Source organism: Cellvibrio sp. ATLC23 (assembly GCF_057196725.1).
This window is the reverse complement of record NZ_JBXUOS010000005.1, coordinates 117,767-140,868: the sequence shown is the minus strand read 5'-3', so window position 1 is coordinate 140,868 and position 23,102 is coordinate 117,767. Positions and strand designations below refer to the sequence as shown.

The window sequence follows — 23,102 nt, the reverse complement described above, 5'->3', positions numbered from 1 at the left end:
TGCCGGGTCTGTCACAGACAGCACTTTCTTACCCACCATCACAAGGTAAACCCATGATTATCAAGCCTAAAGTTCGCGGTTTTATTTGTACCAACGCCCACCCGCAAGGCTGTGCAGTTAACGTTCAAGAGCAAATCGCCTTCACTAAAGCTAAAGGTCCTGTGGCCAATGCCCCCAAGAAAGTCTTGGTATTGGGCTGCTCTACCGGTTTTGGTTTGTCTTCACGGATTACCGCTGCGTTTGGCGGTGGAGCCGATACGCTGGGTGTTTGCTTTGAAAAAGAGCCAAGTGAGACTAAAACGGCGACTGCCGGTTACTACAATACCTCGGCGTTCCACGATGCGGCCAAAGCAGAAGGCCTGTATGCCCAGACTATCAATGGCGATGCGTTTTCTGACGCGCTGAAAGAGCAAGTTATCACCGAGTTGAAAAACTCCATCGGCAAAGTCGATTTGGTGATTTACAGCCTGGCATCACCGCGCCGCACTGATCCTAAAACCGGTGAAGTGTACAACTCTGTACTCAAGCCAATCGGCAAGCAGTACGTGTCTAAAAACCTCAATACCGATACTCTGAAAATTGCCGATGTCACCATCGAGCCAGCGTCGGATGAAGAGATCGCCAACACAGTTAAAGTGATGGGCGGTGAAGATTGGGAAATGTGGATCGATGCTTTGAAAGGCGCCGATCTGCTTGCCGACAACTTCCAAACCGTGGCTTACACCTACCTCGGCGACAAGTTGACTTGGCCGATCTACGGCAAAGCAACTATCGGTAAAGCCAAAGAAGATTTGGATCGCGCCGCGAAAACCTTGAGTGCAAAACACGGCGGCAACGCCCGTGTTGCGGTATTAAAAGCGGTAGTAACCCAAGCTAGCTCGGCCATTCCGGTAATGCCGTTGTATTTGGCGATCCTGTTTAAGGTGATGAAAGAGCAGGGCACCCATGAAGGTTGCATCGAACAGATTCAACGCTTGTTTAAAGAGTGTCTGTATTCAGATACCCCTCGTTTGGACGATGCCAACCGCTACCGCGTCGATGAACTGGAATTGAGCCCATCGGTGCAAACCAAAGTGGAAGAAATTTGGGAACAAGTGACCGAAGAAAATCTGTTTGAGTTGACCGATTTTGCCGGTTACAAAGCGGAATTTTTGCGCTTGTTTGGTTTCGGCTTAAACGGTGTCGATTACGACGCAGAAACCACCCCGCTGGTGCAGACGAACTTCTAAGCCTGTCGCAATAATCCCTCGCCTCGGCGGGGGATTTTTTTATCGGTTATTGTTAAATAATTATTGTGTAGAACTGTATTTAAATAGGAGCATAAATGCGCAAACGTATTGCGATAGATATGGACGAAACCATCTGCGATACCATGGCTCGCCACTTGGATTGGTACAACACGGAGTTTCAGCAACGTTTAACTAAAGCTGATTTATACGGAACTAAAATTTATCACAAAGTGCCCGAGGCACATGTTGCCCGCGTGCGAGCATACCCTGATATCCCCGCGTTTTTTACTGATATTCCACCCTATGACGATGCTATCGAGGTGATTCGTGAATTGCATGAATCCTATGGGATTGTAATCGCCACTGCAGCGATGGAGCATCCCACTTCGTTCGCACCTAAATATGAGTGGCTGGTGAAATACTTGCCGTTTTTGTCGCCGATGAATTTTATTTTTTGCGGAAAGAAAAATCTGGTGCAAGCAGATTATTTAATTGATGACAGCTCGCGTCATTTTGATGGATTTGTAGGGCAGGGGATTTTGTTTTCTGCCCCGCATAACATGGAAGAGGCGGCAGAAGTGCGGCTCAATGATTGGCAAGAAGTGCGCGCCTATTTTTTGCGATAAGTTTTTGCGGCATTGTTCTCGCAAATAAGCGCGCACAAGTATTGGTTATTGCAAAGGTTTAAAAAAACGCTCGCTGCGCGGTAAAAAATAATCCTCGTAGTCGAGTGACATTACCACGCTGCGTGAGCGACCGACAAACTCGCTGCGCGGTACAAAACCAATCATGCGTGAATCAGCACTATTGTCACGGTTGTCTCCTAACATTAAATAGTGGCCCTCAGGCACGATGACTGGGTCAAAATTGGCGTAGCCCTGCGCATTAGGATCCAAGCGGACAATATGTGTTTGTTCCGGTAGTTGCTCCAGCCAATCGCCATTGGTTGCTGCGGTATAGGAAAGCGCTTTACCGTTGATAATTAAATGGTTGTCGCGCATGGCAATAGTATCGCCCGGTACGCCAATCACACGTTTAACCAAACGCTTATCCGCTACTTTGGAATCGAATACGGCAATCTCACCGCGTGCGGGGTCGGCAATCTTATAAAGTGAAATATGAGTGAAGGGAATGCGTAAATCATAGGCCATTTTATTCAGGCCAATCCGGTCGCCTTCGATCAGGGTGGGTTTCATTGAGCCGCTCGGCACATCATTCCAATCGGCGATGGCGCTGCGGAAGCAAAACATCAGAGCCAAGAATAGGATGAATGAGCGATTTTCTTTCCAGCAGGATTTACATTGGCTCAACATGATTGATTTCCTTTAACAACAGTGAGTTGATTGAACAAACACCAAGGATGAATAAAACTGTATGAGTGTGTATTGACCGGGTTTTTTACCCTCGGTTCAATGTATGAAACATTTACTTTTTAGCAGCTATTATTTATGTCTATTTTTCGCCATCTAGTGGGTGTTATCACAACGGGTTTATTTATCGTTTTCACCAGTGCGGTGTTTATTCCCTTAATGGTGTTAGCGTTGCTGAAGGTGGGTATTCCACTGGCGCGCTGGCAAGCGCTGTGTAACCGCTGGTTGGATGGATTGGCCAGTCTGTGGATGAATGCCAACGCAGGGCATCAGAAGTTGTTATTGCCCACGCAGATTGAGATTGAAGGGCTGACCAATTTGAGCCGACAGGAGTGGTACATGATGGTGGCTAATCATCAATCCTGGGTGGATATTCTCTTGCTGCTGCGCATCTTTAACGGGCGCATTCCCTATCTTAAATTCTTTTTGAAACAATCTTTGATTTGGGTGCCGCTGCTCGGCCTCGCCTGGTGGGCGTTGGAGTTTCCCTTTATGCGGCGCCATACCAAAGCGCAGATTGCACGCGACCCGTCCCTGCAAGGGAAAGACATAGCGCAAACCCGCAAAGCCTGCGAAAAGTTCCGCTACAACCCGGTGACAATCATTAACTTCCTTGAAGGCACGCGCTTTACTAAAGAAAAATATGCGCAACAACAATCTAGTTATCGTCATTTGCTGATGCCCAAAGCGGGCGGTTTGGCGTTTACGCTTGCGGCGATGAATGGGCAGTTGCATCGCCTGCTGGATGTAACCATTTATTATCCTGACGGTATTCCAACCTATTGGGATTACGCCTGCGGCCGTGTGAAGCGCATTCAAATACACATTCGTCAGTTGCCTATCCCCACAGAATTGATTGGTGATTACACCGGAGACGCTGAATTTCGCGCGGGTTTTCAGCAGTGGGTGAATCAATTGTGGCAGGAAAAAGATGCGCTCATCGAACAGATGGCAAGCCGCAGGGAAAATTAAACTAGGTAGTCGCGCCGGTTGAGGCTATTCTAGCGGCGAAATCTGTCGAAACCGGCAAATTTAAATGATCACATAAATTCGTAAATGATCAGGTAAGTCCGTAAAAACCGACTGGAGGGCTACATGTTCTACACGCTAAATGATCTTTTTGCCAAATTGGGGTTGCCCAATACTCCCGCCGAAATCGAGGCTTTTATCGCCAAACATAACCCTCTGCCGCAGGCTGAACCACTGGCCAGCGCGCCTTTTTGGACTGCAGAACAAGCGGAGTTTTTGCGTGAGGCGCGTCAGAGTCACTCGGACTGGGCGGAAGTGGTCGATGAGCTTAATTGCTTATTGCGCGACTAGCTTTATTCCGTTTGAAGCCTAGCGACCGGCCAATGTGCCGGTCGTTTTCATTTGGCAGTCATGTTTTCTATGTTATGGTTCGTCCTTCCTAACTTGAGGTAACAGGATATAGCTATGCATAAATTGACCATTGTACTCACACTGACTGCACTCACCACGACTGCGCTTGCCGATGAAAAAAAGCGCCCTTGGGATGTCGATGTAGATGTAGGTGCAATCGCCACTTCCGGCAATACTGATTCAACCAGCCTGCAATTTAAGGTGGATGCCAAGCAAAATCTGGAGAAATGGGAAAACCAATACATCTTCAATTCGCTTTTCAAGGAGGATGAGGTCGAACAGGATGACGACACAACCAGCAAAGAAAAAACCGCTGAGAAATATTTTGGTTCGGCTAAATTTGCCTATTTGTTAGGTGTGGAAAAATCCTACGTATTTGGTTTTGGATCTTATACTGACGATAAATTTGGTGCTTATCGCACCTACACCACTGTCGCACTGGGTTACGGTGATTGGCTTTATTCCAGCCCTACATTCAATTGGTTTGTTGAGGCGGGTCCGGGTTATTTTGAAGGTGAAAAAGTAATTGAGAGCGACGATGCCAGCATCCCCGATAGTATTACCGATGAAAGTGGTGCAATGCTGCGTGCAGCCACAGCGTTGGAATGGAAAATAACCAAGAATGCAGAATTTAAACAAGTGATTAGTGTGGAATCGGGCGCGGATAATACCCGTACCCAAAGTGAAACCTCACTGGCAACATCCATCAATGGCAGTATGAAAATGAAAGTGGGTATTGCCATTGCCAACGATACCGACGTAGCGCCGGGTAAAGAAAAGACCGACACGACTACGTTCATTAATTTGGTTTACAGCTTTTAAATTGATTGTTTAATCTCGCGCAAAGCACCTGACTGAAAAAGTACCTAGGTGAATTTCTGGTTAGGTGCTTTGTTTGCGAGCCGTTATAATTCGCCCAGTTTTTCAATCGCAGTCATTATCTGCCCTTTGTGTTTTAAATCCCTATGGCATCATCTCATTTTTCGCGGACGCTATTAGCCCCCAAACATTGGTTGACTTGGCTGGGTGTTGGTCTTTGGTTTTTAATCGCCCAACTTCCCTATCGCTGGCAGTTGGCGATGGCGCGTGGCCTCAGCCCATTGTTGCGCAAAAACAAAAAACGTTTACATCAAGCGCAGACTAATTTGCGTTTGTGTTTTCCTCATATGAGTGATGCTGAACGCGAAAAACTGCTAAAAGAAACTTTGTTTTCCACTGCGATGGCAGCGTTTGAAACAGGCATAGCCTGGTTCTGGCCAAAGTCGCGCTTACGCAAGTTATTTACCATTACTGGCCTTGAGTATATCGAACAGGCGCAGGCTGAAGGGCAGGGTGCACTGCTGCTGAGTTTGCATTTCACTACCTTGGATATTGGCAGTGCCATGCTGGGGCAGTATTTGAATTACGATGGTATGTATCGCCCCCATGCCAATGCTGTTTATGATTATTTGCAGCAATCGCGCCGCGAAGCTTATTGCAAAGGTGGCATGGCATTTAGCCGCGACAATGTGCGCGCGATGGTCAGCCAATTGCGTAAAGGCCGCATGATTTGGTACGCGCCCGATCGCGATTTAGGTGAAAAAATGTCGGTGTTTGTGCCGTTTTTTGGTGTGCCAACTGCAACGGTCACCGCGACTGGCCAGTTTGCGCGTATGGGGCGCGCGAAAATAATTCCTTTTACCCAGCGCCGTTTGGATGATGGCAGTGGTTATGCCGTTACGATTCACCCGCCGTTTGAAAATTATCCAACCGGTGATGATATTGTGGATGCACGCCGCGTGAACGAATTTATGGAGCAGGAAATTGCAAAGTGCCCAGGGCAATACTTTTGGGCGCAACCGCGTTTCAGAACTCGCCCGCAAGGCGAGCCTCCGGTGTATTAAGTTATTTCTTTTGCACGGGTTTGTCGGAATAGTGGACTTGCCCGTTTTCATCCGTCCAGCGGTAAATAGTTGTCGCCGGTTTTTCATCTACAGCGGCAGAGCCCGTTGGCACTTGCGCAGTATTGCTAGACACTTCGTTAATATTCTGTACACGATAAGTTCCCATACCATTAGCAGGTGTGGTCTCGCTGCTAAAAATAATTTCCGTTAACTGATTGAGTTTTGGATTCATCATCAGCGGTAGTTTATTCGATGAATTTAATTGCTGCTGAAATTCCGGGTCGTTAAGAATCGCAATTACACGTGGGTCGTGTTTGATTGTTTGTACGCGGCTCCATGCTTGTACCATTTTTTCAGCCGCTGCTTGCGCGCCGTGTTCGCTGGTCACATCGGATTGTGACATAAGCGCCTGCACACTGGGGTTATTCATCAGTTCCTTAAAGGCGGGATCGCGCATCAGTGCGTGGGTATCACCGGTGGTGAGAATGGATTGGATTTTCTCATCGGCCATCAAGTTTTTCATCTGTCCATCATTTGCCACTTGTTGCACATGGGTGAGCATGGTTTGCGGATTCTCCACAAACGCTCTGGTTATTTGTGTAGTGGTCTTATCATCCAGTGCTAAATCCACCGCCGTGGCGGCGGCAGTGCCGATTAATTTCTTGGCACTGGCTTCAATAAATGAATCATTTGTTTTGGTAAGGTCTCGTATATGAGGTACTCCGCTTGCGGGTGCGTGCTCAGTATTATTTTGCACTGTTGAACTATCCAGTGTAGGTGCGTTGTTCGCCTGTAGCTGTGGTTGAGCCTTGGGTGTTATCACCAGTCCAAGTCCGTAGACTACGAGCAAACCCATCATCGCCCCCATTAATACCCCCACACCTGCACCGCCGATTTTAGATCCGGTTTGCGTTGCATCTGTATCGGGTATTAGTTTGGCCAACTGATTGAGCAGTACGCTGACTAAAAAGCTCACCAGCAAAAAAATGCTGCTACCCGCAATAAAATACACAATCAAACCCTCTAGCGAGGTGTTTTGCATAATCAATTTTGCCAGCGGTTTGGTAAATACAATCGCCGCTGGGTAGGCCACAATCCAGCCGAGTATGCGGGTGATGGAACCGATAAAACCTTTCTGATAGCCGCGCCAGGTAAAAAACGCGAGCAGTGCAAAAAAGATGATCGTTGTCAGGTGCATATATATTCCTTAGTGCATTACTGGTTGAAATTCTTATTGATGTAATTTTTTTTGCTAAACAGTTGTAGCAATAAAAACTACAAGGATAGGCGCAGTTGCTTGTTTATTTCATTGCTAAAGATTTGTGGCACTGCGGCCTTGTTGGCGTAGGTTTGCCACCGGCTAACCACATCTTGTACCTGTTCAATAATTAATTTTGCTTCTTTGGTGAAGTTGCTAATCAGTTTGGCGGCGATTAATAAATCTTCGCGGGTAAAATTATCACGTTTGCCATTCACGCTTAATTGGTGCGAGTTGACCCAAGGCGAGCCGGGTTTATAACTGTAGGCTACGTCAAATGCGGGCGCTAATTGCCATTGCGCGCGCGGGCCAGACAAGATAAAGCCGAAGTTTTTGCTGTGATCATCGTGGTTGCGCGCAACAATGTTAAACACCATGCGGCGATAAATTTCTATCGCCTCCGCACGGCTCAAGCGCAGTTGCCGCGCAACGGAAAATAATTGTTCATAGCTGTAATGGCCGGGCATTTTAAAATCGGCGTGATCCATGGCGCAGAGCGATTGGTAGTGCAATTTATGATTGCCAATGCGATCAAAACGCTGCGTTAAAAAATGCGCGCGCTCGCCATCGATTAATAATTCGCAAGGTGTCATCGCAATGCCTGCGTCTTTTGCCATCAAATAATAGGCGTATTCCATCCGCCCAAAACCCTGCGGGTCACCGAAGGTTTCACGATTATTGCCTTGTTCTACAATGCCATCAAATTTTAATAAGTAATGTTCAAAGCCTTCCGGTGCATCCACTTGGCCGGAGCGAATTTCGCTGCGATTTTTATTGATCGCCACCAAGGCTTTGGCGCGAGCGCCGCCGGCAGATGTGCCCACCTGCAAAATTGCGGTTAAGTCATCGTTTCCGGCGCTGTGCAATTGGCTGCTCACGCCGGCGCGCTGATCCAATACTTGCTGCGCCATGCTGATCAGTGAATCCATCTCCAGTTTGGTATTTCCGGTTTGGGTCTGGCGCAGTGCTGGTGCGTATTCCAATGCACCCATGCCGCGTTTGCCGCTGTAAAGCAATCGCTCCAGCGGATTAAAACTCTGCGGATCGCGGCCATTGCGTGCCAGCCAGGCATTGATAACCGCATTGCCAAAATCATCGGGCAGGGTATCGGCAAAACAGGCGGGCAAGCCTTTGTAAGTAGCGCGATTAAGTTGCGGGAAGTGAAAAATGCGCGTGCTATCGCTGCGGCTGGGCATGTGCAGCGGCGCGATTTGTACGCCGGTTTTGACCCATTCAGGGGTGTATTCAAAGGTCGCGGTTGCGGTGTCTGGCGCCCACGCCAGTGCGCCCACCAGTTTGTCCCACAGCCAGACTTCAGCGAGATTTTGCATTACCAGTCCAACCCGGGTTCTTCTACACCCTCTGCCGTATTTGCCGTTGCTGTTTTATAGGGTGTGTGGCGTGCGCGTTGACGCTGCTTGCCGCGCAGCTTTAATTGCTCCAAGGGGCTAGGGGGAGTTGCAGGTAAAAAGTTTTCTAACTGTTCCAGTGCATTGAGCGCGCGCAGAGCGGCCACCATGTTTTCCAGCTTGCCGCCACCGGCAACCAGTTGGCGATAACTTTTGGGGGTAATGCCAATTTCGTCGGCCAGAGCCTGCTGGGTTATGTTCTGCTCCAAGCGCAGAGCCTCAAGGCGATTGCCCAGCTCAGCCGCAACTGACGCATTTGTCATAGTATAAAAGTCCATAATGGGTATTTATTTACCTTTATGTGTCTTGGTTAGGCCATTTGGGTTAATTTATACCTATTCTCGCTTCTTGTCTATTTTTGGGTTGTTTTATACCTATTAACCAATTTAATGATTTTTATGGGTATTATATGACCTATTAATATTGGAGATGTGGCTATGTGGCTGGTGTATTAACAAGCGGCAGCGGTGCGGCTTTGGTGTTGGTTGGGAAAAACTGACTTCGCAGTCTCATAAAAGGTGTTTCTACCAAGAGATAGAGAAGCCATCCGCAAAAAATACTTACCGCCATAATAATTGCCACGCCCAGCCAGCCATTAATATCGACCTTATATTCCGTTAACGGTGCTTTCAATACTTGAAATATAGGTTTGTGAATTAGATAAATCGCGTAAGACCACAGCGCTAAACTTGCTGCTCCCGGAATTCGTATGCGATGCAATAGTGAGTTGGGGCTGAGTGCAGCGAGTACCAGAATGCCAAAACTGATTGCCAATAACGAATAGCCAAATGTGGTCACCATGAACGTGCGTCCATAGCCTTCGATGTAGGCAAAGTTCTGAAATACGTAAAACATGGTGCCCACACTTGCCAAACCTATTGCTAACAAAAGATTGCCTCTACGCAATATTGCGGCGTAAATCGTTGGGTGAAAATTTTTCAATAAGGCGATCGCTATGCCGGGTAGTAGTTCATCAAAGCGGGTAAAACTGGAATAGTAAATATGTTCCATAAACGATTGCATGGTGATTGCAGCTTCGCCGTGGGCCTGCCAATTGTATCCGCGTAAAAAAATCGCGAGCAGCATTGCGCCAATAATGGCTATCCAGCCAAGTAGAACAGAGCGTTTAGCGTAGGCGATGAGTAATGCGATAACCGGAAAAATTAAATAGAATTGCTCTTCAATGCATAAAGACCAAGAGTGTGTAAAGGTTTCCCCGGCGCGCATGTCGAGGTTTTGGGTAAAGGTGAGAAATGACCAGAAGGGCGCCGTGGCGGTACCACTCAATGCGACTGGAAAAATAAAATAGAGCGCGAGTACAAAATAATAATTCGGCAGGGTGCGCAGAAAGCGGCGAATGTAAAACAGTTTCAGTGAAAAGTCCTGCCCTTTGGCAAATGCAGAGAGAATCTGGTTGCCAATTAAATAACCGCTTAACACAAAAAATAAATCGACACCTGCCCAACCAAGTTGGCTCATGAAACCGAAGATGTTTTCCCAGCTCACCACCACTTTGTAGTGGTAGATTAAAACGATAATAATAGCAATGGCGCGAAGAGTATCCAGTCCGTAAAGGCGATTATTGTTATGGGCTTCCATGGGGTGATGCATGTGTCGTCCTGATAGATTTAGTATGTTAGTTGTGATGGGAAATTGTGGAGAATTGGTGCTAAGTTAGGTGGGCGGCATTATCACCGTAATTCCCGCATAAGTTCAATCAATCGCGCAATCCGCTCATTGGAAAGTTGGCGGTAGTCAGGATAGGGTGCAACAATCAGGCGATGTTCCTTGTTGATTGCAAAGTACTGCTCTAGCCACACCAGCGAAGGCAGATCCAAAGAAGCGGCGTATGTTTTTCCCGCGATGATATGAATTGCGTTATTGTTTTCATCAAGTTCTGGCGCGCTAAACAAAAGCGCTTCTTGCGATTGCGATTGAAATAATTCCGAATTGCGATATTCCTGCCAGCTCGGCGGTAAATTCTTGCGCTGATTTAGCGAAAACCAATCAAACAGTAATTTGGCGTAAACATTAAACGCTTTACGCCAGTGGTTGCTGGTGTGTTGCACTATATGTGCGAGCTCACCCGGTGCCAAGCTGCGAAGTTCATTCATCGATGAGTAATCGCCAATCTGCGGGCGATTGGCGATATAAAAATTGATGGTGCTGTTGCGTGAGCCTAAACCAACAATATTGATCGTCATTTTTTAAGGAATATATCCGTTTACTTATTCTCTCTCCCTTGGACAAGGGGAGTTGATTGTTGGCTAACAATTTGGCGCAAGGCATCAATCGCGAGCTGATGATCGGTTTCCTGTGGTAAGCCGGATACGGTCACTGCACCAATGATTCCACAGTTTTGAATGCGCAGTGGAAACGAGCCGCCGTGTGCGCAATATTCTTTGGGGTCTAAGTGCGGGATTGCCTCAAAGTCGCGATTTTTAGCTGCATTGTATTGCCCTTCATAATAAGAGCTATGGCCAAAGCGCATAACCGACTGCCGTTTGCGGCGTATCCAGTCTTGTTGGTCTTTTGTTGTGCCGGGCATTGCATAACTAAATACCACTTGTTCGAAAGCGTACACTTCAATAGAAACCGCTACGGAAAGATTTTCTGCTGCAACCTTTATTAAATTGCCCAATTCCCATGCGGTGGTATTGTTAAAGTGGTGGAGTTGCAGTTCTGCTTCTTGTACCAAGAGTTCTTTTAATATGTCATCGTTCATAATTAAATACTCGCCAGACGCGATAGGGTATCGGGATATTTTTCTACCAGCTTAATAAGCATAACCGCTTGTGAATTGGGTTTTACCCGACCTTGCTCCCAGTTTTCCAGTGTGCGTTTATTGATGCGCAGGTATTGCGCAAACACAGCCTGGGAAACATTAAGTTTTTCGCGCAGCTGAATAATTTCCTCGCTCTTTAATTCCGGCGGCGCCACTTTTTCTTGCGGAGGTTTTTTTAAAGAAGCTTTCCCCGCACGTTTCTTGCGAAACGCGTGTAACCCTGCAGTAATTTCGTCGAATGGATTGCGTGCCATAATCACCCCTTGCAAAAAATTGAATAATTAAAAATATACGCTAGATGCGTATAAATGGCAAATGGGATGGTATTGGATATTGCTATCTAACCTGTGGGTTTAGGCATCAGGGCGAGTAAAAATAAATATTATTACCGCAATAAATATCGCCGCCATGATGCCCAGTATCCACCAAGGCGTGCCAATTATTAACATGAACAGCCAGCTGGTAGACATCATAAAACTGGCGAGCCACTTGGCGCGACGAGGCACCGCTCCGTGAGTGTGCCAAGCCGTTAAAACAGAACCAAACCGAGGGTGGTTGTGAAGCCATGCATGAATTTTTGGCGACCCTTTGCTCGCCGCCCAAGCGGCCGCTAACACAAACGGTGTGGTAGGCATTACCGGCAAAAATACGCCGATAATTCCCAGCACCAGAAAAAACACAGCTAAGCAGGCATAGGCTTTGCGCTTCAAAATAATTCCTATAGACGGGGTAAGGGTGGTTACTATTTTGTACTAACAATTGCGCATAATTATCAATCGGCGTGAGTTTAGCAACAAAAATAAATGCCATTATTACGCTGCCTGAATCCGATATTTTTTTGGTAGGTTGCGGCGAGCCGCGTAGGCAGTCATGCACAACGTGGGTGGTAATTTGATGATGTGGTGTTGGGTATTCCCACTCAACACTCGGGCCAAAAAGTTTAACTGGTTGTCTTTGAGGCAAGTCTTATTAATTTTAACTCTTCGTTTTCCAGCTTCTGTTGGAATATTCACAGTTGGTTATCAGTGGCGCTGCTCATGTTCAATAATCCTGTTGCAGAGAAATATCTGCAACAGGATTATTTTCTATCTTGGGTTCCATTCCAGGCGAATTTTTTGCGGCACATACCAGTTTATTCCATCCGGTGAGCGCCACACGCTGTGCTTAACATTATTCTCCAGCAGCCAAAGGTAATTTTTAAAAAGAGCTACCTGGCTGCTAGATAAATTAGCGTTGATAATTGGACTGTTGACTAATTCCCAATCGATTCCATTTGCCGAACGCCAAGATTCATTCTTTGATCCGAAATCATTGCCGTTGCCACCAATCAGGTAGAGTTTGTTATTGAATGCAATAACCTGATGTTTTTGTCGTGGACTAAAGTTCGCATTTTCCTTTTCTTTAATCCAATTGACTCCATCATCTGAGCTCCAGATATCGTTTTTAATGACAAAGCCTCCTGGACCAAAGGTTAGGCCTGCAATTAGCCAAAGCTTATTTTTAAATGTCACCATTTGCTGTCCCGTTCGGGATTTAAAGGGGGCATCTGCAACTGCTTTTTCCCATGAAAAGCCATCCGGGCTTGACCAAATTTCAGTGTTGCCGTAAGCCCCGCCGGTGATCCACATTTTTCCATTAAACACAATAAAGCTATGGTCGGCCCTAGTGCTCATAGGTGCATTGTGTTGAACCTGTGTCCAGTTGACGCCGTCTTCGGAGCGCCAAAGTTCATTGCTAAAGTAGCTTCCTTGCTCGGTACATATGTCGCCGCCATAGAGCCAGAGAGAGTTATTAAACTCAACTACTTGATGTTTGCTACGTGCAGTAAAGGCGGCATTCTTTTTGGCTTGATTCCATGTAAAACCATCTGTACTTGTCCAAATTTCATTATTGCAAATTGGGTTGTCAGTATTTTGGATTCCACCGATCACCAATAATTGGTCCTTAAAGGCTATTAGGGCTGCATTGGATCTGTATGAAAATTCTGGGGATCTTTTTTCAACTCTTTGAAAGGATGCGATATGCGTATTATTTCCGACAGCTACAAAACCCGGCGTCGATACATTAAGCAAATCTTCTTTGATAGGTAGCGCGCTGGCTGAGGCAATGTAAAGCTCTTTACCATTTACACAGGAGTTAATATTGTTGTGATTGCAAGGAATATTAAATGTTCTGAAATAAGAAACAGCACCGGATTGTTTTTCCCATTCTACTAATGTCTCATTTAATCCAAGGTCAGCAGTTATTTTATCGACAATCAGGGCAACCGTAAGCGAGTACTCTGTGTTGCTGGCAGAGTAATCAGCGTCTTCCGCCTTACTTGCTCTGACAGTAGCTTTGCCTTCGGTAACCGGTGTAATTTGGCCAGTAAATTTATCAGCGTGCGCGATATCTTCGTTGCTACTGCTGTAGGTGATCAATCCGTTCCCACTACCGCCGGTTACAGCATTTAGATAGGTTGTATCTCCCAGATAAACTTCAATAGCTGATTTTTCAAATGTTAATGGATTTTGCGGCTTTTTAATAACGTTCAGGGTAAAAAAAGCACTTATCTCCTCAAATTGTTCGTCTGCTTTTTTAAGGGCCGTGATAATGGTTTCACCATAATTTAATACTTTAATAGTTCCTTGATCTTTATCTAATTCTGCAACTACGGGGTTGCTGCTAGTAAAGCTTAGCTCTCCTGTGCCGCTACCGCCTGAGAGAGAGTTTGTAAAACTATCAGCATCCAAGTATTTTTCCAGAGATGAGCTTTGAAACACCAAAGGGGATTGAATTTGCTTTTTAATAATTAATGAGTATTGCGTTTCAACTATTTCATACAGGTCATTGCCCGTTTTAGTGGCAACAACTTGCGTTTCACCCGACTGCAATGGGGTTACAACTCCGGTCACAGGATCAATAGTTGCCAGTAAAGTATTTTGAACTTGGTAGGTAATTGGTGTGGCCGTGCTGCCACCTGTAGCAATGAGTGAAACTGGCGAATCGCCCAGACGAGTTTCCATTGTAAGTTGCGGGAACTGCAGCGGTTCCTGTGCCTTTTTTGTGATTGTTAACGTAAAAGAAGTGCTGGTTTCTTTAAATGTGTTGTCACCCGATTTGTTAGCAGAAATCACAGTGCTACCGATGCCTGCAATGGTGATTTTCCCGCTGGAATCTATAGTCGCTACATCAGTATTACTCGATGAGTAAACAATTGCTCCACTCCCTGCTCCACCACTTAATGAATAAGTAACTTCCTGGTCGAGTTGTAATGTCTGCGCTGCTGATGAAAATATTAGTGGTGTTTGATCAATTTTGACTGCTGCGGATGATGCATTGTTTTTTCCGCCACCGCCACCGCCACCGCCACCGCCACCGCAGGACGCTAAAAATATACAAAAGGCAAAAACAACTGTTGCTCGATTAATCTTCATGATTTCTATTTGAACTCCATAGTAGATATTAACGTGGTATTGTTGGTTATTTTGTTTATTCTTATTCAGTTGGGATATATAGTTCTGAGGGATATTTGAATTTTTACAGGCTACGAATCACTCCGCAGCCCCCGGCTCATAAGCCAACACCGGACTCATCCACCGCTCAATCTCCTGCACACTAACACCCTTACGCTGCGCCAAACTTTCCACCTGATCTTTTTCAATTTTACCAGTATTGAAATAGGTTGCTTCTGGGTGAGCGAAGTACCAGCCGGAAACGGCAGCGGTTGGTAGCATGGCGAAATGTTCAGTCAATGTGATGCCGGTATTTTTTTCGCCGTCTAACAATTTAAACAATTGGGTTTTTTCCGTGTGATCCGGGCACGCAGGGTAGCCGGGTGCGGGGCGGATGCCTTTGTATTGTTCTTTGATTAAATCTTCGTTTGATAAATTCTCTTCGCGGTCGTAGCCCCAGAATTCTTTGCGCACACGCAAGTGCATGTGTTCAGCGAAGGCTTCGGCTAAACGGTCGGCGAGGGCTTTTACCATGATGCTGTTGTAGTCATCGCCTGCGTCTTGGTATTGCTTGGCGAGTTCTTCGGCGCCTATGCCGGTAGTGACGGCAAAGCCGCCGATGTAATCCTGCTTGCCGGTTTCTTTCGGTGCGACAAAATCTGCTAGCGAATAGTGCGGGCGGGATTCCATGCCTTGTTTTAAGTGTTGCTGACGAATGTGGTGCAGGGTATTAATTTGATTGCCTGCAGCATCGTACACCGCAATATCATCGTGATTGACAGAATTGGCAGGCCAGAAGCCGATAACACCGTTGGCTTTGATGAGTTTTTCGTCGATTAATTTGCGCAGCATTTGTTGTGCATCGGCAAACAAGTTGCGCGCGGCTTCACCGACAATTTCATCGTCCAGAATGCGTGGGTATTTTCCGGCCAGATCCCAGCTGATAAAAAATGGTGTCCAGTCGATAAAATCAACCAGAGTATTCAAATCGTAATCTTCAAATACTTTTACCCCGGTAAATGCGGGTGCTGGTGGGGTGTAATTATCCCAATCCAGTTTCAGGCCTTTGGCGATAGCTTCAGGGTAGGTGCGCACTGTGCCGCGTGGTTTGCGGTTGGCGTTGCGTTCACGAACCTCTATGTATTCTTGTTTTAAATCTTCTACAAATTTCGGGCGCAACTCGTCTGACAACAAAGTGCTGGCTACGCCTACCGCGCGTGAGGCGTCGGCTACGTAAACTACTTGATTGAGTTTAAATACTGGATCAATTTTTACTGCAGTGTGTGCTTTGGAGGTGGTGGCACCGCCGATCATTAGCGGCAGATTAATACCACGGCGTTCCATTTCGCGGCCTACAAATACCATTTCATCCAGCGATGGAGTGATCAAACCCGAAAGGCCGATAATGTCGCAGTTTTGTTCAATGGCGGTATCGATAATTTTATCGCAGGGCACCATTACACCCAGGTCAACTACTTCAAAGTTATTGCACTGCAATACCACGCCGACAATATTTTTGCCGATGTCATGCACATCGCCTTTTACGGTAGCCATTAAAATTTTACCGTTAGGTTTTGAGGCTTCGGTTTTTTCGGCTTCGATGTATGGCTGCAAATAAGCAACTGACTGCTTCATTACGCGCGCGGATTTCACCACTTGGGGCAAAAACATTTTACCGGCGCCGAACAAATCGCCGACCACGTTCATGCCGTCCATCAGTGGGCCTTCGATCACATCCAGTGGGCGAGGGTAGTGTTGGCGTGCTTCTTCGGTGTCTTCAATAATGTGGGTAGAAATGCCTTTTACCAGTGAGTGTTCGATGCGCTTGGCAATCGGCAGCGAGCGCCATTCGGCATCTTCTTTTATTTCACCGGTTGAACCGTCACCGCGATATTTTTCGGCGATATCGAGCAGGGCTTCAGTGCCGTTGCTGTTGCGGTTGAGGATTACATCTTCCACTTTGTCTTTTAATTCTTGTGGCAAGTCGTCGTACACCGCCAACTGGCTGGCGTTAACGATACCCATGTTCATGCCCGCTTTAATTGCGTGATACAAAAATACCGAGTGGATAGCTTCGCGCACCGGGTTGTTGCCACGGAAGGAGAAAGATACGTTGGACACGCCGCCGCTCACACCAGCGTGGGGCAGGTTTTGGCGAATCCAGCGAGTGGCTTCGATAAAGTCCACTGCGTAGTTGTTGTGCTCTTCAATACCGGTTGCGACCGCAAAAATATTCGGGTCGAAAATAATATCTTCCGGTGGAAAATTTAATTTATCGACGAGGGTGCGATAGGAGCGTTCGCAAATTTCTTTCTTGCGCGCCATGGTATCGGCTTGGCCAGTTTCATCAAACGCCATCACCACCACGGCAGCGCCGTAGCGCATACAGAGTTTGGCTTTGGCGAGAAATTCTTCTTCGCCTTCTTTTAATGAAATGGAATTAACAATCGGCTTGCCTTGAATGCACTTTAAACCGGCTTCGATGATTTCCCATTTGGAGGAATCCACCATAATCGGTACACGGGCGATGTCGGGTTCGCCTGCAACCAGATTCAAAAATTTCACCATGGCTTTTTCGGCATCGAGCATGCCTTCGTCCATGTTGATGTCGATAATCTGCGCACCGTTTTCAACTTGTTCCAGCGCAACTTCTAATGCAGTGGAATAATCTTCTTCCACAATCAAACGTTTAAAGCGCGCCGAACCGGTTACGTTGCAGCGCTCGCCGACGTTTACAAAAAGTGAATCTTTAGTGATGTTGAATGGCTCTAAACCGGAGAGGCGGCAGGCGGGTTCGATCTCGGGAATTTGGCGCGGAGCGTATTTGCTCATCACATCGGCGAGGGCTTTGATGTGCGCGGGTGTAGTACCGCAGCAGCCGCCGATAATATTTAAGAAGCCGCTTGCGGCAAATTCTTCAACAATCTCCACCATTTCTTGTGCAGTTTGATCGTACTCACCAAATTCATTGGGCAAACCGGCATTGGGATGAGCGCTGACAAAACAGTTGGCCACGCGCGACAGTTCTTGCACGTATTGGCGCAATTCTTTGGCACCCAGTGCGCAGTTTAAACCCATGCTCAGTGGACGCGCGTGGGCGAGGGAGTTGTAAAAGGCTTCGGTAGTTTGGCCGGACAGGGTGCGGCCAGAGGCATCGGTAATGGTGCCGGAAATCATAATCGGCAATTCAAAACCGACCTCATCAAAATATTTTTTCACCGCAAATACCGCGGCTTTGGCGTTAAGCGTATCGAAAATGGTTTCGATCAAAATAATATCAGCGCCGCCGTTGACCAAACCGCCCAGGGCTTCCACATAGTTTTCAACGAGCAAATCAAAGGTTACGTTGCGTGCGCTGGGGTCGTTGACGTCGGGCGAAATCGAACAAGTGCGGCTGGTCGGCCCAAGCACCCCGGCGACAAAACGCGGTTTGGCTGGATTCTGTGCAGTCATTTCATCGCAGAGGTCGCGCGCAAGTTTGGCCGAGGCAAAGTTCAGCTCGTACACCAAATTTTCCATGTCGTAATCGGCCATGGAGATGCGGGTGGAGTTAAAGGTGTTGGTTTCCAGAATATCCGCACCGGCCTCTAAATAGGCGCGCTGAATATCGCGAATGACTTCGGGTTTGGTGATGCTGAGCAAATCGTTATTGCCGGCGATATCCATGTGGTAATCGGCAAAGCGCGCACCGCGATAATCCGCCTCCTGTAGCTTGTAGCTTTGGATCATGGTGCCCATGCCGCCATCCAGAATCAGGATGCGCTCTTTAATGGCGTTGTGGAGTGAATCGATACGGGCTTTGAGTGCGGCTGGAATAGTCATCGGGAAACCTTTGCTATGGGCTATCGCCCGCATGAAAGTCGGGCAATATCAAAAAAGTTTGATATAGAAAATTGGCGCGAATTCTAGCAGAAAACCCGCTAGCAGGGGCGCAGCTGTGCAGGATTTATCGGGTAGATAGAGTCGGGAGAGCCAGCCAATCCGCATATGAGTTTAGTCGGGATTGGCTGTTGCGGGGTGAGCTATAACCGCAAGCGGTTATTTATCGATATGTGCCAGCTTTTTATCGGAGCGGTCTTTTTCCTGCTCGTTGGGGCGCAGGTTGCTCAAGGTGAGTGCGGCGAAGAACGCGAAGCCACAGCCAGCCACCACAATCGACTCAGGATGGAGTGCGCCAAACAGCATATTGCCGATGGCAAGGCTGAGGTAAATGGTGATTCTCAGGTTCTTGGCGTTGAGTAAAAAGTCTTGGGATTCGCTCATTTTGAGCCTCCGGTTGATGCTGGTGGTACAGTTTTTTGCTGGTGTTGATTAAAGCATAGCCTGATTAATGCAATCTTAAATGACAATTGTGACAAATATCACGTTTATTTGTTAAAGGAATGTTAACGACAGATGGTCGGTAGCCTGGCGAATATGAATGGTAGGCTCGCACTAAGCTGATTCCACTGCTTAGATATTCGTTGTAAGCCTTGGGGCTATGGTAGCGATTGTAAATTACTTGTTTCTTTTAAAACTTTGCTAGTGCCTGAAAAGTGACTTTGCAGTAGAATACCTGAGTAATTTAATCAGGTATTAGGTACTTACAGAAAGGTTACTATGGTCAACGTCGATATCACCGAATCCGCCCAAAAGTATTTAAAAGAGCTGCTGGATAAGCAGAAAGACAACGATGGCATTGGCATTCGTATGTTTGTCGCCAATCCGGGCACATCCAATGCGGAAACCTGCATCGCTTACTGTCGCCCGGGCGAAGAAAAAGAGGGCGATGTAATTGTTCCGCTCAATGGCTTCAATGCCCACTTTGAAGAGCGCAGCCTGCCGTTTTTGGAGGACGCCAAAGTGGATTACTCGGCAGATCGTATGGGTGGCCAATTAACCATTCGTGCCCCCAACTCCAAAATGCCGCGCGTGACCGACGACAGTCCATTGGAAGATCGCATCAACTATGTGCTGTATAACGACGTAAATCCAAGCCTCGCCGCGCATGGAGGCAATGTCAGCCTGGTAGAGGTGACTGACGATATGATCGCTATTCTGAAATTTGGTGGCGGCTGCCAAGGTTGCGGCTCAGTAGCAATTACCCTGAAGCAGGGTATTGAAGTGCAATTGATGGATAAATTGCCCGAGCTGAAAGGCATCCGCGATGTGACCGACCATACCGATCGCACCAATGCCTATATGTAATTCGGTTTAAAAAAATTGCGCAAAAAATACCGCTTCAGAGCATTCTGAGGCGGTATTTTTTTGCCAGAGAATTAGTGCATATGTACCGCGTAATTGGAGTTGGCTCGGTTTTTGAGCCTATCCAGCGTTATTTTTGGTGCATACAACTCGCTTATTTGCTCTGCTAAACAATCCCGATGCCCCATCAGGGCGGCTTGTAGCCTCCCTCTCTACGTTTTCTAATCCTTAGCGTGGCTTCTACACATTTCTCAGGTTCCGCTTGATTTTTTTTATTCTCGCTGAGAGAATGAGAATCGTTAGTATTTGCATTAGTGTTAGCTGTATCGCGCGGCTAATGTCATATTGAGAGTTCTATATCTGTTAGGTAAGGGGTTGGTATCGTGAAGAGATTGTCTGTTCTGTTGGCTGGTGCCGCTATGTTGCTGAGCAGTGGCGCGTTGCAAGCACATGTCAGTGCTAAATGTACCGATGCTCCGCGCGAACAATGGCTGCACATCTTAGATGTGCAAAAAAAGATCGTGAATGAACATGGCTTTGCGATCAAAAAATTTCAGGTTGCCGGTACCTGTTATGAAATTTACGGTTGGGGTTTAAGTAAAGACGGTAAAAAATTTGAAGAAATTGAAGCTTATTTCGATCCAGTGACTGGTGCTCTGGTCAAGAAAAAAATCCGTGACTAATGCGCATTGATTTCCTGAAAACAAGACATTCAATTGAATAATGAATGCATGTCTGTACGCAAACCGTAATACACACACATACAAGAACTAGGTAAAAAAATGTCTAAGCAGATCAAAACTATTGCGAGTTTTCGCACCCCTACTTATGCCAATACCGCGCTAAACAAAAATAGTCTGGCCGCTGGTATTGCCGCTGCCATGTTGTTGCCTTTGGCTGCATTTGCCGCAGATGAAAAACAAGATCAACCTGATAACAAACTCAATGTTGTAAAGGTTGAAGCCGCTGCGATTGACCCTAATCCTAATGCGCAACCAGGTGTTCCGTACAAAGCGCAATTTTCTGGCGACGAGCGCCATACTCGCCCACTGGCCGAAACACCCCAAAATATTTCTGTGCTCACCAAGGCACAAATCGATGAATCTGGTTATACCGACCTTAAACAAATTCTCGATGCACAGCCAGGTATCACACTGGGTACGGGTGAAAATGGGAATGCCTTTGGCGACCGTTACATTATTCGTGGTCAGGAAGCGCGCAGTGATGTGTTTGTGGATGGTTTGCGCGATCCCGGCATGACAACACGTGAAAGTTTTGTAGTTGAGCAAATTGAAATTTCCAAGGGGCCTAATTCCAGTTTTGCCGGGCGCGGTACCTCAGGCGGTGCAATTAATGCGATCACCAAGCAAGCCACTACTGATTATGATTTCAGTACATTGGCAACGGGTATTGGAAGTGATAAACACACGCGAGTAACCTTGGATACCAACCAGGTAATCAATGAACAAGCCGCTGTGCGCGCTAACCTTTTGTATGGTTATGAAGAAGTACCTGATCGTGCACCGGCAGATCGCGAGCGTAAAGGTGTTGCGCTTTCCGGCCTTTATATGCCATCTGACGAATTAGAAGTTGTACTCGATTATTACGGTATGGATGCAAAAGACAATCCGGATTTGGGTGGCTTTTTGGTTGGAGATGTTCCTAATCGTAAGCCCGCAAAAAGCGTTCCGGTGTACGCGCAACAGCAAGACTTTCAAGAATCTGATGTCGATACTTTTACTGCGCGAGTGAAGTACCGTTTCAATTCCGATGTGCGTTTAAGCAACATTACTCGTCAGGGCACTTCGGAAAATGGTTATGTGGTGACAGGCGCGCGCAGTGCAACCACTGCAGCTACTAATCCGGGCGGAATTTACGAAACGATTACTTTAAGTACTCACCAAGGCTGGCAGGATGTTGATTATTTCGCCAATCAAACCAATTTGTTTATCAACAAAAATCTGGCGGGTAAAGATCACGAATTTATAGTCAGTTTGGAATACACCGATCACAGTGTATTGAACGGTGTCTACAGCGTTGGCAGTTCAGGTCAAAACTGCATTGTTCCCGGTCGTACAGCAGGCACTACAAGTTCTACATGGTGCGCAGTGGGTGCTAATGGCAAAAGTGTAAATGGCTTGAATACCTTGATGAATCGTCAAATAACTAAAGGTACTTGGGATACTGATTGGGCGGTAGAAACCACCTCCTTGGCGTTAATGGATACGGTTGATTTAACTGATGACTGGACAGTTTTTGCTGGTGTCCGTGCCGACCAGTTTGATTTTGATTTGAAAACACAAAATACCAGTACTCTTGCACAGGCGGAATACGATTATTCCGATACGCTGGTGAACGGTTATGTAGGTATTACCTATGATATAAACAGTGTGGGTAATATCTATTTCAGCTACGCCACCGCCAGTGATATCAATGGCGGTGAGTCAGACGTAGGCACCAGTAGTGGTTATGGCGGTACAGTGATTAATAATGGCGAAGTTGCCGCTGCTGATCCGGAATCTTCAAAAAATATCGAACTGGGTACCAAGTGGAATATTTTTGATGAGCAGTTGTTGTTAACTGCAGCGATCTTTCAGATTACCAAATCCGACATTATGGAGGGCGCGAACTACGATTCGGTCGGTACATTTAATACCGGTGAAAACCGTGTAAAAGGGATTGAGTTTGGTGCTACAGGTGCGATAACTGACAAGTTAACTGTGCAAGCCGGCATTACCATTATGGATGCAGAAGTGCTTGAGTCGGCTACTGCAACCTATGTCGGTAAAACCTTGAGTAACTTTGCCGAAGAGACTGCGGTGCTGCAGCTGAAATATCAATTTACCGATAATTTTTCATTTGGCGCCGCTGCTAAATACGAAAGTGAAAAATTTGCCGGTCAACCTGATACGGCTGCAAGCTTCAATGCAGCAGGTCAATACAGTCAGCCAGTGCCTTCCTATACTGTGTATGATTTGTTCTCTACCTACGAGTTTAATGAAGACTTGGAAGTTCGTTTGAATGTTGGTAACGTCACTGACGAAGATTATTATCTTGCTGCTTATCGTTCAGGTTCATTCCTGTACATGGGTGATGCACGAAATGTTCGCGTGACTTTAACCTACGATTTTTAAATCGTAATTAACGAGAAGCCGGGCCTTGCCCGGCTT

General features: G+C 46.7%; 21 protein-coding genes. 9 read left to right on the top strand and 12 right to left on the bottom strand.

What is annotated here, in order from left to right; translation table 11 throughout:
- Nucleotides 1–53 precede the first annotated feature (53 nt).
- Both fabV and AC2CG4_RS10185 read left to right on the top strand, forming a co-directional pair.
- Nucleotides 54–1,229, top strand: a complete 1,176-nt coding sequence (fabV, locus tag AC2CG4_RS10190) for an enoyl-ACP reductase FabV (protein WP_484486151.1) — start codon at nucleotides 54–56, stop codon at nucleotides 1,227–1,229.
- Between the two features lie 95 nt (nucleotides 1,230–1,324).
- Nucleotides 1,325–1,855, top strand: coding sequence for a 5' nucleotidase, NT5C type (locus tag AC2CG4_RS10185; RefSeq protein WP_484486150.1), 531 nt, complete (start codon nucleotides 1,325–1,327; stop codon nucleotides 1,853–1,855).
- A 45-nt stretch (nucleotides 1,856–1,900) separates the two neighbouring features.
- Here the strand turns inward: AC2CG4_RS10185 and lepB are convergent, their stop codons facing one another.
- Complete coding sequence (gene lepB / locus AC2CG4_RS10180) at nucleotides 1,901–2,542, bottom strand: signal peptidase I (protein WP_484486149.1); 642 nt, start codon at nucleotides 2,540–2,542, stop codon at nucleotides 1,901–1,903.
- Between the two features lie 135 nt (nucleotides 2,543–2,677).
- Here lepB and AC2CG4_RS10175 point away from each other — a divergent pair, with 135 nt between their 5' ends.
- The 4 genes from AC2CG4_RS10175 to lpxL all read left to right on the top strand — a co-directional run bounded on the left by AC2CG4_RS10175 (nucleotide 2,678) and on the right by lpxL (nucleotide 5,862).
- Nucleotides 2,678–3,571 (top strand): acyltransferase, encoded by an 894-nt coding sequence (locus AC2CG4_RS10175; RefSeq protein WP_484486148.1) that lies wholly within the window; start codon nucleotides 2,678–2,680, stop codon nucleotides 3,569–3,571.
- Between the two features lie 123 nt (nucleotides 3,572–3,694).
- Nucleotides 3,695–3,919: a DUF2789 domain-containing protein gene (locus tag AC2CG4_RS10170; protein WP_484486147.1), complete on the top strand. Its 225-nt coding sequence runs from the start codon at nucleotides 3,695–3,697 to the stop codon at nucleotides 3,917–3,919.
- A gap of 114 nt (nucleotides 3,920–4,033) precedes the next feature.
- Complete coding sequence (locus tag AC2CG4_RS10165; protein ID WP_062057436.1) at nucleotides 4,034–4,801, top strand: DUF481 domain-containing protein; 768 nt, start codon at nucleotides 4,034–4,036, stop codon at nucleotides 4,799–4,801.
- A gap of 143 nt (nucleotides 4,802–4,944) precedes the next feature.
- Nucleotides 4,945–5,862 carry an LpxL/LpxP family Kdo(2)-lipid IV(A) lauroyl/palmitoleoyl acyltransferase gene (gene lpxL, locus AC2CG4_RS10160; RefSeq protein ID WP_484486146.1) on the top strand — a complete coding sequence of 306 codons (918 nt, stop codon included), beginning with the start codon at nucleotides 4,945–4,947 and terminating at the stop codon, nucleotides 5,860–5,862.
- A gap of 1 nt (nucleotide 5,863) precedes the next feature.
- On the opposite strand, the gene AC2CG4_RS10155 is transcribed toward lpxL, so the two are convergent.
- The 11 genes from AC2CG4_RS10155 to AC2CG4_RS10105 form a co-directional block, all read right to left on the bottom strand.
- Nucleotides 5,864–7,060 (bottom strand): CvpA family protein, encoded by a 1,197-nt coding sequence (locus AC2CG4_RS10155; RefSeq protein ID WP_484486145.1) that lies wholly within the window; start codon nucleotides 7,058–7,060, stop codon nucleotides 5,864–5,866.
- 77 nt (nucleotides 7,061–7,137) lie between these two features.
- The gene (locus AC2CG4_RS10150) at nucleotides 7,138–8,451 is read right to left on the bottom strand and encodes a type II toxin-antitoxin system HipA family toxin (RefSeq protein WP_484486144.1); all 1,314 of its coding nucleotides are present in this window, start codon (nucleotides 8,449–8,451) and stop codon (nucleotides 7,138–7,140) included.
- Entirely contained in the window at nucleotides 8,451–8,792 is a 342-nt protein-coding gene (locus tag AC2CG4_RS10145; RefSeq protein WP_484486143.1) for a helix-turn-helix transcriptional regulator, read from the bottom strand. The genes AC2CG4_RS10150 and AC2CG4_RS10145 overlap by 1 nt, the downstream gene beginning before the upstream one ends.
- A 172-nt stretch (nucleotides 8,793–8,964) precedes the next feature.
- On the bottom strand, nucleotides 8,965–10,140 hold the full coding sequence (locus AC2CG4_RS10140; RefSeq protein ID WP_484486142.1) for an acyltransferase family protein: 1,176 nt from the start codon (nucleotides 10,138–10,140) through the stop codon (nucleotides 8,965–8,967).
- Nucleotides 10,141–10,220: 80 nt separating this feature from the next.
- Entirely contained in the window at nucleotides 10,221–10,733 is a 513-nt protein-coding gene (locus AC2CG4_RS10135) for a DUF6942 family protein (RefSeq protein ID WP_484486141.1), read from the bottom strand.
- 20 nt (nucleotides 10,734–10,753) lie between these two features.
- On the bottom strand, nucleotides 10,754–11,254 hold the full coding sequence (locus AC2CG4_RS10130; protein ID WP_484486140.1) for a heme-degrading domain-containing protein: 501 nt from the start codon (nucleotides 11,252–11,254) through the stop codon (nucleotides 10,754–10,756).
- Nucleotides 11,255–11,256: 2 nt separating this feature from the next.
- Entirely contained in the window at nucleotides 11,257–11,568 is a 312-nt protein-coding gene (locus tag AC2CG4_RS10125) for a helix-turn-helix domain-containing protein (protein ID WP_484486139.1), read from the bottom strand.
- 99 nt (nucleotides 11,569–11,667) lie between these two features.
- Nucleotides 11,668–12,024, bottom strand: coding sequence for a YbaN family protein (locus tag AC2CG4_RS10120; protein WP_484486138.1), 357 nt, complete (start codon nucleotides 12,022–12,024; stop codon nucleotides 11,668–11,670).
- Nucleotides 12,025–12,399: 375 nt separating this feature from the next.
- On the bottom strand, nucleotides 12,400–14,730 hold the full coding sequence (locus AC2CG4_RS10115) for a DUF6242 domain-containing protein (protein WP_484486137.1): 2,331 nt from the start codon (nucleotides 14,728–14,730) through the stop codon (nucleotides 12,400–12,402).
- A 117-nt stretch (nucleotides 14,731–14,847) separates the two neighbouring features.
- Nucleotides 14,848–18,570, bottom strand: coding sequence for a methionine synthase (gene metH / locus AC2CG4_RS10110; protein ID WP_484486136.1), 3,723 nt, complete (start codon nucleotides 18,568–18,570; stop codon nucleotides 14,848–14,850).
- A 216-nt stretch (nucleotides 18,571–18,786) separates the two neighbouring features.
- On the bottom strand, nucleotides 18,787–19,011 hold the full coding sequence (locus tag AC2CG4_RS10105) for a hypothetical protein (protein ID WP_484486135.1): 225 nt from the start codon (nucleotides 19,009–19,011) through the stop codon (nucleotides 18,787–18,789).
- A gap of 336 nt (nucleotides 19,012–19,347) precedes the next feature.
- On the opposite strand from AC2CG4_RS10105, the gene nfuA reads away from it, so the two are divergent.
- From nfuA to AC2CG4_RS10090, 3 genes are all read left to right on the top strand, one after another.
- Nucleotides 19,348–19,935 carry a Fe-S biogenesis protein NfuA gene (gene nfuA / locus AC2CG4_RS10100; protein WP_484486134.1) on the top strand — a complete coding sequence of 196 codons (588 nt, stop codon included), beginning with the start codon at nucleotides 19,348–19,350 and terminating at the stop codon, nucleotides 19,933–19,935.
- 380 nt (nucleotides 19,936–20,315) lie between these two features.
- Nucleotides 20,316–20,615: a PepSY domain-containing protein gene (locus AC2CG4_RS10095; protein WP_484486133.1), complete on the top strand. Its 300-nt coding sequence runs from the start codon at nucleotides 20,316–20,318 to the stop codon at nucleotides 20,613–20,615.
- 99 nt (nucleotides 20,616–20,714) lie between these two features.
- Nucleotides 20,715–23,066: a TonB-dependent receptor gene (locus AC2CG4_RS10090; protein WP_484486132.1), complete on the top strand. Its 2,352-nt coding sequence runs from the start codon at nucleotides 20,715–20,717 to the stop codon at nucleotides 23,064–23,066.
- Nucleotides 23,067–23,102 lie beyond the last annotated feature (36 nt).

What these genes read in the sequence shown, in the direction of transcription:
- AC2CG4_RS10155 (WP_484486145.1), bottom strand. Translation starts at nt 7,060, where the DNA reads ATGCACCTGACAACGATCATCTTTTTTGCACTGCTCGCGTTTTTTACC.
- metH (WP_484486136.1), bottom strand. Translation starts at nt 18,570, where the DNA reads ATGACTATTCCAGCCGCACTCAAAGCCCGTATCGATTCACTCCACAAC.
- AC2CG4_RS10170 (WP_484486147.1), top strand. Translation starts at nt 3,695, where the DNA reads ATGTTCTACACGCTAAATGATCTTTTTGCCAAATTGGGGTTGCCCAAT.
- AC2CG4_RS10165 (WP_062057436.1), top strand. Translation starts at nt 4,034, where the DNA reads ATGCATAAATTGACCATTGTACTCACACTGACTGCACTCACCACGACT.
- AC2CG4_RS10135 (WP_484486141.1), bottom strand. Translation starts at nt 10,733, where the DNA reads ATGACGATCAATATTGTTGGTTTAGGCTCACGCAACAGCACCATCAAT.
- lepB (WP_484486149.1), bottom strand. Translation starts at nt 2,542, where the DNA reads ATGTTGAGCCAATGTAAATCCTGCTGGAAAGAAAATCGCTCATTCATC.
- AC2CG4_RS10185 (WP_484486150.1), top strand. Translation starts at nt 1,325, where the DNA reads ATGCGCAAACGTATTGCGATAGATATGGACGAAACCATCTGCGATACC.
- AC2CG4_RS10145 (WP_484486143.1), bottom strand. Translation starts at nt 8,792, where the DNA reads ATGACAAATGCGTCAGTTGCGGCTGAGCTGGGCAATCGCCTTGAGGCT.
- AC2CG4_RS10140 (WP_484486142.1), bottom strand. Translation starts at nt 10,140, where the DNA reads ATGCATCACCCCATGGAAGCCCATAACAATAATCGCCTTTACGGACTG.
- AC2CG4_RS10175 (WP_484486148.1), top strand. Translation starts at nt 2,678, where the DNA reads ATGTCTATTTTTCGCCATCTAGTGGGTGTTATCACAACGGGTTTATTT.
- fabV (WP_484486151.1), top strand. Translation starts at nt 54, where the DNA reads ATGATTATCAAGCCTAAAGTTCGCGGTTTTATTTGTACCAACGCCCAC.
- lpxL (WP_484486146.1), top strand. Translation starts at nt 4,945, where the DNA reads ATGGCATCATCTCATTTTTCGCGGACGCTATTAGCCCCCAAACATTGG.
- AC2CG4_RS10125 (WP_484486139.1), bottom strand. Translation starts at nt 11,568, where the DNA reads ATGGCACGCAATCCATTCGACGAAATTACTGCAGGGTTACACGCGTTT.
- AC2CG4_RS10115 (WP_484486137.1), bottom strand. Translation starts at nt 14,730, where the DNA reads ATGAAGATTAATCGAGCAACAGTTGTTTTTGCCTTTTGTATATTTTTA.
- AC2CG4_RS10130 (WP_484486140.1), bottom strand. Translation starts at nt 11,254, where the DNA reads ATGAACGATGACATATTAAAAGAACTCTTGGTACAAGAAGCAGAACTG.
- AC2CG4_RS10090 (WP_484486132.1), top strand. Translation starts at nt 20,715, where the DNA reads ATGTCTAAGCAGATCAAAACTATTGCGAGTTTTCGCACCCCTACTTAT.
- nfuA (WP_484486134.1), top strand. Translation starts at nt 19,348, where the DNA reads ATGGTCAACGTCGATATCACCGAATCCGCCCAAAAGTATTTAAAAGAG.
- AC2CG4_RS10105 (WP_484486135.1), bottom strand. Translation starts at nt 19,011, where the DNA reads ATGAGCGAATCCCAAGACTTTTTACTCAACGCCAAGAACCTGAGAATC.
- AC2CG4_RS10150 (WP_484486144.1), bottom strand. Translation starts at nt 8,451, where the DNA reads ATGCAAAATCTCGCTGAAGTCTGGCTGTGGGACAAACTGGTGGGCGCA.